Source organism: Streptomyces palmae (assembly GCF_004684805.1).
Taxonomy (GTDB): Bacteria; Actinomycetota; Actinomycetes; order Streptomycetales; family Streptomycetaceae; genus Streptomyces; species Streptomyces palmae.
Genome location: NZ_SRID01000047.1, coordinates 15,996 through 27,947 on the forward strand (window position 1 = coordinate 15,996; position 11,952 = coordinate 27,947).

Below are 11,952 nucleotides of genomic sequence, written 5' to 3' on the forward strand. Positions count from 1 at the left end.
ATGATATTCCTTTTCTGGGGGCACTCCACCCGGGGCGCCGGCCCCACCACTACCGCCCCAGTCGGTTCGCGGTGTTCACCGCCCGCAGCACCGCCGCGGCCTTGTTGCGGCACTCCGCGTCCTCGGCCGCCGGGTCGGAGTCGGCCACCACACCCGCGCCCGCCTGCACGTACGCGGTCCCCTGGCGCAGCAGCGCGGTACGGATGGCGATGGCGGTGTCCGAGTCGCCGGCGAAGTCCAGATAGCCGACGCACCCCCCGTACAGCCCGCGCCGGACGGGCTCCAGCTCCTCGATGATCTGCATGGCGCGCGGCTTGGGTGCCCCGGACAGGGTGCCGGCCGGGAAGCAGGCGGTGAGCACGTCGAACGCGGTGCGGCCGGCGGCCAGCCGGCCGGTCACCGTGGACACGATGTGCATCACATGGCTGTAGTGCTCGATCGACATGAAGTCGACCACCTCGACGCTGCCCGGCTCGCAGACCCGTCCCAGGTCGTTGCGGCCGAGGTCGACCAGCATCAGGTGCTCGGCCCGCTCCTTGGGGTCGGCCAGCAGTTCGGCGGCGAGCGCCGCGTCCTCCTGCGGGGTGCCGCCGCGCGGCCGGGTGCCGGCGATCGGGTGCACCATGGCGCGCCCGTCCTCCACCTTGACCAGCGCCTCGGGGCTGGAGCCCACCACGTCGAACCCCTCGAAGCGGAACAGGTACATGTACGGGCTGGGGTTGGTGGCCCGCAGCACCCGGTAGACGTCCAGGGCGCTCGCCGTGCAGGGCGTCTCGAACCGCTGCGAGGGCACCACCTGGAAGGCCTCGCCCGCGCGGATGCGCTCCTTGATGTCCTCCACCGCCGCCTGGTAGTCCGGGCCGCCCCAGCGGGCGGTGTACTCCGGCAGCTCGGAGGGCGGCAGCACGGTGGGGTCGGTGGGCACCGGGCGGGTCAGATCGGCGGCCATCGCGTCCAGCCGGGCCACGGCGTCGGCGTACGCCTCCTCGACCCCGGTCTCCAGGTCGTTGTGGTTGATGGCGTTGGCGATCAGCAGGACGGTGCCGTCCCAGTGGTCGAGTACCGCGAGGTCCGAGGTGAGCAGCATGGTCAGCTCGGGCAGGCCCAGGTCGTCCCGGCCGCTGTCGCCGATCTTCTCCAGCCGGCGCACGATGTCGTAGCCGAGGTAGCCGACCATGCCCCCGGTGAACGGCGGCATGCCGTCCACCAGGTCGCGCGGGGTGTGCAGGGCCGCCACGGTGGCCCGCAGCGCGGTGAGCGGGTCGCCGTCGGTGGGCACGCCGACCGGTGGGCTCCCCAGCCAGTGGGCGGCGCCCTCGCGCTCGGTGAGGGTGGCGGCGCTGCGCACCCCGATGAAGGAGTAGCGGGACCAGGAGCGCCCTCCCCCGCTGCCCCCGGCGTGCGAGGTGCCCCCGGCCGCCGACTCCAGCAGGAAGGTGCCGGGCCGCTCGGCGGTGAGTTTGCGGTAGAGGCCGACCGGGGTGTCGCCGTCCGCCAGCAGCCTGCGGCTGACCGGGATGACGCGGCGGTCGGCCGCCAGCTTGCGGAAGGTGTCGAGGTCCAAGGTGGCTTCCCCCCAGGTCGTCGCCGTCAGGTCGCGGAGCCTACTGCCCGAGCGGCAGCTCGTCGGCATCGAAGCAGGTGCGGTCCCCGGTGTGGCAGGCCGCGCCCGTCTGGTCGACCCGGACCAGGACGGTGTCCCCGTCGCAGTCCAGGGCGACGGACTTGACCTGCTGGACATGGCCTGAGGTGTCGCCCTTGACCCAGTACTCCTGGCGGCTGCGGCTCCAGTAGGTGCAGCGGCCGGTGGTGAGCGTGCGGTGCAGCGCCTCGTCGTCCATCCAGCCGAGCATCAGCACCTCGCCGGTGTCGTACTGCTGGGCGATGGCGGGGATCAGGCCGTCGGCGTTGCGCTTGAGGCGGGCGGCGAGGGCCGGGTCGAGCGGGGAGCGGCGTACGGGGCGGTCAGGGCCTGTCATGCGGACCATTCTGCCTCGGCCGACTCGACGCACGCTGGGACCGCCCGCCTGGTGGGACGGGGCGGGGCCGGGCCGGGAGTCCGTACTCGGAGCCCCGGGCCGAGGCGTGTGCGGGGCGCGTCGGGCCGAAGCCCGATCGGGCCGTACGCGGGGGGCTTCCGCGCCGGGCGCACCGCAGGCGGGCCAGTCCGGACCGCACCGGGCCGGGCACGGGGCGCGTCGGGTGGAGGCTTCCCGAGGGCCACCCCGGGCGGCTCCCCGCGGCGCTGCCGGGCTTCCTTTTCGGTCAAGGCTTCGGTCAAGGCTCCGCCACCGCGTCCTCCGCCGAACGAGTGACGAGTCGAATACGGCATGCTTCGGGCATGACCTTTCCACCTCCGTCGAACCAGCCCGGCCCGCCCGCCGGCAGCGGGGGCTTCGGCCCCCCGCCGGACACCACCGGGAGCGCCCAGCCGCAGGGGTTCGGGCCGCCCGTGCCGCCGGGCGGTTTCGGCGCGCCGGGGGCGTTCGGCCCCGTGGTGCCGCCGCCTCCACCGCGCCGTGGCCGGGGCCGGGTGGCGGCGATCGCGGCCGGCTCGGTGGTCGCGGTGGCCCTGGTGGTGGGCGCCGTGGTGGTCGCCACCGGCGGCGATGACCACCCCGCGTCGGCCAAGCGCCGCCCGAGCCAGGGCGGCGGCACCAGCACCTCGGCCTCCGCCAGCCCCTCCGCCGAGCCGTCCACCAGCGAGGACCCCGGTCAGGGCGCTCCGCTGGGCGGGGGTCCCGGCCAGTCCGACGACGAGGAGCCGGGGCCTTCGGATTCCGCGTCCCAGTCCGCGTCCCCACCGTCCGACCTGGTGCCCTATGTGCAGCTCAAGCCGGGGCAGTGCTTCGACCACCCGGCGCTGGACAGCAGCGTGACCACCATCGAGACGCGGTCCTGCGATCGGCCGCACGACGGGGAGGTGATCGCCAACGAGACGCTGACCGGGGAGTTCGCGACGGAGGCGGCGATCCAGCGGAAGGCGATGTCGCTGTGCCGCGCCGATGCCGCCAAGCGGCTTCAGTCCATACCCAGGGACCGCATGTACTACTACTACGCGCTCTACCCGGCCCGGGACACCTACACCTACCAGGGCAAGAACAAGATCTCCTGCTCTCTGACGCTCAGCAGCTCGTTGAACGGGCCCAAGCTGGACAAGCCGCTGCCGGGCTGAGGCCCCGGCCCGGGGCGGGGTCCCGCTCGGCCTTCGCCAGGCCCCCGAGCCTTCCCCGGGGGCGCCCGGGCCGTACCACCCGCCTCGGGCCGTAGCCGCGGACCCTGGCCGCACCACCCGCCTCGGGCCGTACCACCGGCCTCGGGCCGTGCCCGCGGACCCTGGCCGCACCACCCGCCTCGGGCCGTACCTCCGGACGGGCGGGGCGCACACACCCCGCTCCAGGGCCCGCCGCTTCCCGTGGCACCGCCCCGAAGCCGCTCGTAACCTGGCCGTATGTCGACTCACGCGAAGCGCGAACGGCTGCTCCTCGCGGATCTCCTGGAGAGTTCCGGCCCCGAGGCGCCCACGCTCTGCGGCGACTGGACCACCCGCGACCTGGCCGCCCATCTGGTGGTCCGGGAACGCCGCGCGGACGCCGCCGGCGGCATCCTGTTCAAGCCGCTGGCCGACCGGCTGGAGCGGGTACGGGGGGAGTTCGCCGCCAAGCCCTACGAGGAGCTGGTCCGGCTGCTGCGCACCGGACCGCCCCGGATGTCGCCGTTCGCCCTGAAGCAGGTCGACGAGGCGGCGAACACCGTGGAGTTCTTCGTCCACGGCGAGGACATCCGCCGCGCCCAGCCCGACTGGGCCCCGCGCCCGGTGGATCCGGTGCTCGCCGACGCCCTGTGGGCCGCCCTCGAGCGCACCGCCCGGTTCCTGGGCCGCAAGGCCCCGGTCGGCCTGGTGCTGCGCCGACCGGACGGCCGCACGGCGGTGGCCCACCGGGGCACCCCCGTGGTCACGCTCACCGGCGACCCCGCCGAACTGCTTCTCTTCCTCCACGGCCGCCAACGCGTGGCCCGAGTGGAGGCGGCCGGCGAGGAGGCCGCGGTGGCCCGGGTCCGCGAGGCGGACCTGGGCATCTGAGCGGGTCCCGCACCCCGGCCCCGGCCCCTGGCACCCGGCCCCGGCGCTGTCAGCGGACCTGGTGGCCGGTCTCGGCCAGGGTCCGCTTGACGTCGGCGATGCGCAGATCGCCGAAGTGGAAGACGGACGCGGCCAGCACCGCGTCGGCGCCCGCGTCGATGGCCGGCGGGAAGTCGGCCAGCCGGCCGGCGCCGCCGCTGGCGATGACCGGGACGCTGACGTGCTTGCGTACCGCGGCGATCATCTCGGTGTCGTAGCCGTCCTTGGTGCCGTCCGCGTCCATGGAGTTGAGCAGGATCTCGCCGGCCCCCAGCTCGGCGGCGCGGTGCGCCCACTCCACGGCGTCCATGCCGGTGCCCCGGCGGCCGCCGTGGGTGGTGACCTCGAACCCGGACGGGGTGCCGGCGTCGGTACGGCGGGCGTCGACGGACAGCACCAGCACCTGGCGGCCGAAGCGCTCGGCGATCTCGCGGATCAGCTCGGGCCGGGCGATGGCGGCGGTGTTCACGCCGACCTTGTCCGCCCCGGCGCGCAGCAGCCTGTCCACGTCCTCGGCGGTGCGCACGCCGCCGCCCACGGTGAGCGGGATGAAGACCTGCTCGGCGGTGCGGCGCACCATGTCGTAGGTGGTCTCGCGGTTCCCGGAGGAGGCGGTGATGTCGAGGAAGACCAGCTCGTCGGCGCCTTCCTCCCCGTAGATCCGGGCCATCTCCACCGGGTCGCCGGCGTCCCGCAGGTTCTGGAAGTTGACTCCCTTGACGACCCGGCCGTTGTCCACGTCCAGGCAGGGGATGACTCGGACCGCCAGGGTCATGGTGTCTGTGCTCCTCTGAATGCTTCGAGTTCCACCTCGACCAGTACGCGGGAGTCGGCGAACCGCGAGACGACCAGCATGGTCGCCGCCGGGCGTACGTCGCCGAACAGCTCCTTGTGCGCCCGGCCTACCGCTTCCACATCGCGCAGGTGGGTGAGGTACATACGGGTACGGATGACGGAGTCGGCGCCCAGGTCGAACGCCTTCAACGCCTCCAGTGCGTTGCCGAAGGCCGCCAGTGCCTGCTCGTACGGGTCCCCCTCGCCCTGGAGCACCGTGCCGGTGAACGGCATGGTGCCCGCGACCAGGACCCGGTCCCCCGCCGCGACGGCGCGCGCCGAACCGATCGTCTCTGCCCAGGGGTCGTCGGTCTGCACGCGCCGCACGGCTTCGTTCATCGGGACACAGCCTCCAGGGCCTCTTCGAGGGTGAACGCCTTCGCGTAGAGCGCCTTGCCCACGATGGCACCTTCGACGCCCTGCGGTACCAGAGTGGCGATGGCACGCAGATCGTCAAGGGACGAAACGCCGCCGGAGGCGACCACCGGCTTGTCGGTCGCCGCGCAGACGTCGCGGAGCAGCTGGAGGTTGGGGCCCTGCAGGGTGCCGTCCTTGGCGATGTCGGTGACCACGTAGCGGGCGCAGCCCTCGGAGTCCAGCCGGGCCAGCGTCTCGTACAGGTCGCCGCCGTCGCGGGTCCAGCCGCGTCCGCGCAGGGTGGTGCCGCGGACGTCCAGGCCGACCGCGATCCGGTCGCCGTGCTCGGCGATGACCTTCGCCACCCATTCGGGGCTCTCCAGGGCGGCGGTGCCCAGGTTGACCCGGGTGCAGCCGGTGGCCAGGGCGGCGGCCAGCGAGGCGTCGTCGCGGATCCCGCCGGACAGCTCCACCTTGATGTCCATGGCGCCGGTGACCTCGGCGACCAGCTCGCGGTTGTCGCCGGTGCCGAAGGCGGCGTCCAGGTCGACCAGATGGAGCCACTCGGCGCCCGCCCGCTGCCAGGCGAGGGCGGCCTCCAGCGGCGAGCCGTAGGAGGTCTCGGTGCCGGACTCGCCGTGCACCAGGCGGACGGCCTGGCCGTCCCGGACGTCGACGGCGGGGAGGAGTTCGAGTGTGCTCATCGGTGCGGTCCTCGCGGGGATCGGGTTCGCGGGTGGTACGCGGGTCGGGGGATGGGGACCGCCGCGGTCGTCGACGGTCCTGCCGTCGGCGACCGGGCTTCGGCGGTCCGCACGCTAGAGGGTGCCGAGCCAGTTGGTCAGCAGCTGGGCGCCGGCGTCGCCGGACTTCTCGGGATGGAACTGGGTGGCCCACAGCGGGCCGTTCTCCACCGCTGCCACGAAGGGCTCGCCGTGGTCGGACCAGCTGACCTTGGGGGCGCGGATCCCGGGGTTGGCGGTCTCCAGGTCCCAGTGGCGCACCGCGTAGGAGTGCACGAAGTAGTAGCGCTCCGCGGCGTCCAGCCCGGCGAAGAGCCGGGAGTCCGCGGGGGCGTCCACGGTGTTCCAGCCCATGTGCGGGACGACGGGGGCGCGCAGCGGCTCCACGGTGCCCGGCCACTCGTCCAGGCCCTCGGTCTCGTCGCCGTGCTCGATGCCGCGGGAGAAGAGGATCTGCATGCCGACGCAGATGCCCATCACCGGTCGGCCGCCGGACAGCCGGCGGCCCACGATCCAGTCGCCGCGCGCCGCGCGCAGTCCGCGCATGCAGGCGGCGAAGGCGCCGACGCCGGGCACCAGCAGCCCGTCGGCGGCCATGGCGCGGTCGTAGTCCCCGGTGATCTCCACCTCGGCACCGGCCCGGGCCAGGGCCCGCTCGGCGGAGCGCACGTTGCCGAAGCCGTAGTCGAAGACCACGACCTTCTTGGGGCTGCCGGTCAACTCCAGACCTCCAGCCGCATCACACCGGCGATCAGCGACATGCCGGCGCCGATGCTCAGCAGGGTGATCATCGATTTGGACATGCCCTGCTTGGCGAAGGAGATGACCCCGCCGACCAGGAACAGGCCGAGGACGATGAAGACGGTGGCCGTGCCGTTCACGCCGTGCCCCCGTTCTCCGCCGGGGCGGACGCCTGGGAGGTGCCCCCGCCGCCGGTCGCGCGGGGCGAAGGCACCGCCGTGGTCGTTGTCTGCGGCCCGGCGGCCGTGCGTGCGTCGCTCACAGAGCACCCTTCGTGGACGGGATGATTCCGGCGGCGCGCGGATCGCGCTCGCTCGCGTAGCGCAGGGCGCGCGCGAGCGCCTTGAACTGGCACTCGACGATGTGGTGCGCGTTGCGCCCGTACGGTACGTGGACGTGCAGGGCCACCTGCGCCTGGGCCACGAAGGACTCCAGTATGTGCCGGGTCATCGTGGTGTCGTAGGAGCCGATCATCGGCGCCATGTTCTCCGGCTCGGTGTGCACCAGGTACGGGCGCCCGGACAGGTCCACGGTCACCTGGGCCAGTGACTCGTCCAGCGGCACGGTGCAGTTGCCGAAGCGGTAGATGCCGGTCTTGTCGCCGAGCGCCTGCCGGAACGCGGCGCCCAGGGCGAGGGCGGTGTCCTCGATGGTGTGGTGGCTGTCGATGTGCAGGTCGCCGTCGGTCTTGACGGTGAGGTCGAACAGTCCGTGGCGGCCGAGCTGGTCGAGCATGTGGTCGTAGAAGCCGACGCCGGTGGCGACGTCGACCTCGCCGCGGCCGTCGAGGTCGATCTCGACCAGGACCGAGGTCTCCTTGGTGGTGCGCTCGACTCTGCCGATGCGGCGCTCGTGGCTCATGTGGTGCTCTCCTTGATCAGCTCGCGCACCGCGTCGAGGAACGCGTCGTTCTCCTCCGGGGTGCCCGCGGTGACCCGCAGCCAGCCCGGCACTCCGTTGTCGCGGACCAGCACGCCCCGGTCGAGCAGGCCCTGCCAGGCCCGGTGGCTGTCCTCGAAGCGGCCGAACTGCACGAAGTTGGCGTCCGAGTCGGTGACCTCGACGCCCATCGCGCGCAGCTCGGTGACCAGGCGGTCGCGTTCGGACTTGAGCTGTTCGACGTACCCGAGGAGGGTGTCGGTGTGCTCCAGCGCGGCGAGAGCGGTGGCCTGGGTGACCGCGGACAGGTGGTAGGGCAGCCGGACCAGCTGGACGGCGTCCACCACCGCGGGGTCGGCGGCCAGGTAGCCGAGCCGCAGCCCGGCGGCGCCGAAGGCCTTGGACATGGTGCGCGAGATCACCAGGTTGCGGCGGCCCTGGATGAGGGGCAGCAGCGAGGGGCGGTGGCTGAACTCGCCGTAGGCCTCGTCCACGACCACCATCGCCCCGCCGCCCTCCGGTCGGGCCGCCTGGGCGGCCTCGTAGAGGGCCAGTACGGCCTCGGCCTCCACCGCGGTGCCGGTGGGGTTGTTGGGCGAGGTGACGAAGACGACCTCGGGCCGCTTCTCGGCGATGGCCGCGCGGGCCGCGTCCACGTCGATGGTGAAGTCCGCGCGGCGGGGCCCGGAGATCCAGCCGGTGCCGGTGCCGCGGGCGATCAGCGCGTGCATCGAGTACGAGGGCTCGAAGCCGATCGCGGTGCGGCCGGGCCCGCCGAAGGCCTGCAGCAGCTGCTGGAGCACCTCGTTGGAGCCGTTGGCGGCCCACACCTGGGCCGGGCCGACCGGGTGGCCGGTGCTGCGGGAGAGGTAGTGCGCCAGCTCGGTGCGCAGCTCCACCGCGTCCCGGTCGGGGTAGCGGTTGAGGTGGCGGGCCGCCTCGGCGACCCGCTCCGCGATCCGGGCGACCAGCGGCTCGGGCAGCGGGTAGGGGTTCTCGTTGGTGTTCAGTCGGACGGGCACGTCCAGCTGCGGGGCGCCGTACGGGGACTTGCCGCGCAGTTCGTCCCGGATCGGGAGTTCGTCCCAGGGGGTGGTGCTGTTGCCGGTCACTTGCTCTGCGGAACCTTTCCCCCGAACCGGGCCTTGAGGGCCGCGCCGTGCGCGGGCAGGTCCTCGGCCTCGGCGAGCGTCACCACGTGGTGGGTGACCTCGGCCAGCGCGTCCCGGCTGTAGTCGACGACGTGGATGCCGCGCAGGAAGGACTGCACCGACAGGCCGGAGGAGTGGCAGGCGCAGCCACCGGTGGGCAGTACGTGGTTGGACCCGGCGCAGTAGTCGCCGAGGGAGACCGGGGCGTGGGGGCCGACGAAGATCGCGCCGGCGTTGCGCACCCGGGCGGCGACCGCGGCGGCGTTCTCCGTCTGGATCTCCAGGTGCTCGGCGGCGTACGCGTCCACCACGGCCAGGCCCTGGTCGAGGTCGTCGACCAGCACGATGCCGGACTGCCGGCCGGCCAGCGCCTCGGTGATCCGCTGCTGGTGCCGGGTGGCGGCGACCTGGGTCTTCAGCTCGGCCTCCACCGCCTCGGCGAGCTCCACCGAGGGGGTGACCAGCACGGCGGCGGCCAGCGTGTCGTGCTCGGCCTGGCTGATCAGGTCGGCGGCGACGTGCGCGGGGTCGGCGGTGTGGTCGGCGAGCACGGCGATCTCGGTCGGGCCGGCCTCGGCGTCGATGCCGATACGTCCCTTGAGCAGGCGCTTGGCGGCCGCGACCCAGATGTTCCCGGGGCCGGTGACCAGCTGCACCGGACGGCACTCCTCGGTGCCGTAGGCGAACATCGCCACGGCCTGGGCGCCGCCGGCCGCGTACACCTCGTCCACGCCCAGCAGCGCGCAGGCGGCCAGGATGGTGGGGTGGGGCAGGCCGCCGTGCTCCTTCTGCGGGGGCGAGGAGACGGCCAGCGAGCCGACCCCGGCCTCCTGCGCGGGGACCACGTTCATCACCACGGAGGACGGGTAGACGGCGTTCCCACCCGGCACGTAGAGGCCGACGCGGTCCACCGGCACCCAGCGCTCGGTGACCGTGCCGCCGGGCACCACGGTGACGGTCTTGTCGGTGCGGCGCTGCTCGCGGTGGACCAGCCGGGCGCGCCGGATGGACTCCTCCAGGGCGGCGCGGACCTTCGGGTCCAGCCGCTCCAGGGCGCCGGTGATCGCCTCGACCGGCACCCGCACCCGGTCGATCTCCACCCCGTCGAACCGCCGGGCGTAGTCGATCAGCGCCGCGGTGCCGCGATGATGCACGTCCTCGCAGATGGGCCGCACCTTCTCCAGGGCGGCCTCGACGTCGAGCTCGGCACGGGGCAGCAGGTCGCGGTCGATGCCGCCGTCGGGGGAACCCTCCGGGCGGGCGGCACCTCGCAGATCGATTCGGGAGATCACGCGGTCAATTGTCTCAGACCGCTCGCCGGGCCTCTCCCCCGTATCACTCCGTGATACGTACCCCCTAAGTTGATCCTGACCGCCGGCATTCAACCGGTTACGCAGCGGGAATGGGGATCCGTGCGGGGCGTACGGAGGACGGGAGGGAAGCGGCTGTGACCGAGCCACGCGATGGTGATCCACCGGAGGGACTAGACCTGACCACCCCCGAGTGGGGGATGTGGCAGGCGTTCCGCAACGGCAGCACCCTCGATCTGCGCACCCCGCACCCCCAGCGCAACGACCCGACCGGCCCGCACGCCTGGGGCCCGGAGCGCAGCGTGCGGGCCCGGGTGGTGGCATTACTCCTGCTCGACGGGCCACCGCCGCAGCCGGGCCGGGTCGCCGCACTCAAGCTCAACGGGGTGCACATCACCGGCGCCCTGAACCTGGCGGGCGGCACCATCGAGCCCTTCGTGGAGATGCGCAACTGCCGCTTCGAGCAGGAGTTGCAGCTGCCGGAGAGCAAGTTCAGCACGCTGCGGCTGGTGGGCTGCGCGGTGCCGCGCATCGAGGCCGCCCGGCTGCACACCGAGGGCGACCTGCACCTGCCGCGCTGCGTGGTGGAGCACGGCATCCGGCTCACCGACGCCCAGATAGGCACCGACCTGCTGCTCAACCAGCTGGTGGTGCGGCGGGACCGGCGCGGCAGGTCGATCACCGCGGACGGGCTGACGGTCGGCCAGGACCTCCAGGCCGAGATGATCGAGTCCTACGGGGAGATGAGCCTGCGCGGCGCGAAGGTCGGTGTGTCGCTGAGCCTGCGCGGCAGCCAGCTGCGCAACCCGTACGGGCGGCGGGCGCTGAACGCCCCTCAGCTGACCGTGGAGCGCACCCTCTACCTGACCGCCGCCGGGGTCAGCGGCTCGCCGTTCTCCAGCGGTGCCACCCCGCCGTACGGCACCAGCAACACGCCGACCCGGGGGACGCGGATCCAGCGCTTCGAGTGCGAGGGCGGGGTGCGCCTGGACGACGGGCGGTTCAACGACGCCATCGACCTGGACCAGGCCCGGTTCATCATGGAGAACGACCAGGAGCTGTCGCTGCGCCGGGTGCAGACGCCCGAGCTGCGCTTCCTGGGCGAGCGGCCGCAGCGCGGGCGGGTCATCCTGTCCGGTGCCCGGGTGGTCAACCTGGTCGACCGGTCGGTCAGCTGGCCGGGTCCCGGTCAGCTGGCGATGGCCGGGTTCGCCTACGAGCACCTGATCCCGCGCGGCCACTTCCCGCTGTCCCGGCGGCTGGAGTGGGTGGCCGCGGCCACTCCCGAGTACCACCCCGACCCGTACGAGATGCTGGCCACCGCGCTGCGCGCCAGCGGTGAGGACTCCGAGGCGCGGGACGTCCTGCTGGCCAAGCAGCGGCGCCGGCGGGAGACCCTGCCGCTGGCCGGGAAGCTGTGGGGCTACCTCCAGGACTGGACGGTCTCCTACGGCTACCGCCCGGGGCGGGCCGCGGTGTGGATGGCGGTGCTGTGGGCGCTGGGCACGGTGCTCTTCCTGCGGCATCCGCCGGCCCCGCTGAAGGAGGGCGAGGCGCCGGCCTGGAACGCCTACCTCTACACCCTGGACCTGCTGCTGCCGGTGATCGACCTGGGGCAGGACAGCTACTGGCGGCCGGTCGGGTGGGCCCAGTGGGCGGCCTCGCTGCTGATCTGCCTGGGCTGGATCCTGGCGACCTCGGTCGCGGCCGGGGCGTCCCGACTGCTGCGGCGGGGGTAGCCGGCCGAGGGCACGGGCAGTGGGTCGCCCGGCCCGCCCCCGTGCTCCCCGGTGTCCGGGGGCGGGTGGCAGTGG

The 11,952-nt window shown here is 73.4% G+C and carries 13 protein-coding genes; 3 read left to right on the forward strand and 10 right to left on the reverse strand.

The window, feature by feature from the left end; translation table 11 throughout:
- Positions 1-49 precede the first annotated feature (49 nt).
- Together E4099_RS07890 and hisI are read right to left on the reverse strand one after the other, a co-directional pair.
- Complete coding sequence (locus tag E4099_RS07890) at positions 50-1,564, reverse strand: anthranilate synthase component I (RefSeq protein WP_135338233.1); 1,515 nt, start codon at positions 1,562-1,564, stop codon at positions 50-52.
- A gap of 40 nt (positions 1,565-1,604) precedes the next feature.
- The gene (gene hisI, locus E4099_RS07895; RefSeq protein WP_135338234.1) at positions 1,605-1,979 is read right to left on the reverse strand and encodes a phosphoribosyl-AMP cyclohydrolase; all 375 of its coding nucleotides are present in this window, start codon (positions 1,977-1,979) and stop codon (positions 1,605-1,607) included.
- 362 nt (positions 1,980-2,341) lie between these two features.
- On the opposite strand from hisI, the gene E4099_RS07900 reads away from it, so the two are divergent.
- Both E4099_RS07900 and E4099_RS07905 read left to right on the forward strand, forming a co-directional pair.
- A complete protein-coding gene (locus tag E4099_RS07900; protein WP_135338235.1) occupies positions 2,342-3,175 on the forward strand; it encodes a hypothetical protein in 834 nt (277 codons plus the stop codon).
- Between the two features lie 276 nt (positions 3,176-3,451).
- Complete coding sequence (locus tag E4099_RS07905; RefSeq protein ID WP_135338236.1) at positions 3,452-4,084, forward strand: TIGR03085 family metal-binding protein; 633 nt, start codon at positions 3,452-3,454, stop codon at positions 4,082-4,084.
- 49 nt (positions 4,085-4,133) lie between these two features.
- On the opposite strand, the gene hisF is transcribed toward E4099_RS07905, so the two are convergent.
- The 8 genes from hisF to hisD all read right to left on the reverse strand — a co-directional run bounded on the left by hisF (position 4,134) and on the right by hisD (position 10,120).
- Entirely contained in the window at positions 4,134-4,898 is a 765-nt protein-coding gene (gene hisF, locus E4099_RS07910; protein ID WP_135338237.1) for an imidazole glycerol phosphate synthase subunit HisF, read from the reverse strand.
- Positions 4,895-5,296, reverse strand: a complete 402-nt coding sequence (locus tag E4099_RS07915; protein WP_135338238.1) for a Rid family hydrolase — start codon at positions 5,294-5,296, stop codon at positions 4,895-4,897. The genes hisF and E4099_RS07915 overlap by 4 nt, the downstream gene beginning before the upstream one ends.
- Complete coding sequence (gene priA / locus E4099_RS07920; RefSeq protein ID WP_135338239.1) at positions 5,293-6,018, reverse strand: bifunctional 1-(5-phosphoribosyl)-5-((5-phosphoribosylamino)methylideneamino)imidazole-4-carboxamide isomerase/phosphoribosylanthranilate isomerase PriA; 726 nt, start codon at positions 6,016-6,018, stop codon at positions 5,293-5,295. Before priA ends, E4099_RS07915 begins: the two co-directional genes overlap by 4 nt.
- Positions 6,019-6,132: 114 nt before the next feature.
- A complete protein-coding gene (gene hisH / locus E4099_RS07925) occupies positions 6,133-6,777 on the reverse strand; it encodes an imidazole glycerol phosphate synthase subunit HisH (protein ID WP_135338240.1) in 645 nt (214 codons plus the stop codon).
- Positions 6,774-6,938 (reverse strand): hypothetical protein, encoded by a 165-nt coding sequence (locus E4099_RS32880; protein ID WP_167828316.1) that lies wholly within the window; start codon positions 6,936-6,938, stop codon positions 6,774-6,776. Before E4099_RS32880 ends, hisH begins: the two co-directional genes overlap by 4 nt.
- A 118-nt stretch (positions 6,939-7,056) precedes the next feature.
- Positions 7,057-7,659 carry an imidazoleglycerol-phosphate dehydratase HisB gene (gene hisB / locus E4099_RS07930; protein WP_135338241.1) on the reverse strand — a complete coding sequence of 201 codons (603 nt, stop codon included), beginning with the start codon at positions 7,657-7,659 and terminating at the stop codon, positions 7,057-7,059.
- A complete protein-coding gene (locus tag E4099_RS07935) occupies positions 7,656-8,789 on the reverse strand; it encodes a histidinol-phosphate transaminase (RefSeq protein ID WP_135338242.1) in 1,134 nt (377 codons plus the stop codon). Before E4099_RS07935 ends, hisB begins: the two co-directional genes overlap by 4 nt.
- Positions 8,786-10,120, reverse strand: a complete 1,335-nt coding sequence (hisD, locus tag E4099_RS07940; RefSeq protein WP_135338243.1) for a histidinol dehydrogenase — start codon at positions 10,118-10,120, stop codon at positions 8,786-8,788. The genes E4099_RS07935 and hisD overlap by 4 nt, the downstream gene beginning before the upstream one ends.
- Before the next feature lie 155 nt (positions 10,121-10,275).
- Here hisD and E4099_RS07945 point away from each other — a divergent pair, with 155 nt between their 5' ends.
- Positions 10,276-11,877, forward strand: coding sequence for an oxidoreductase (locus tag E4099_RS07945; protein ID WP_135338244.1), 1,602 nt, complete (start codon positions 10,276-10,278; stop codon positions 11,875-11,877).
- The last annotated feature ends 75 nt before the right edge of the window (positions 11,878-11,952 follow it).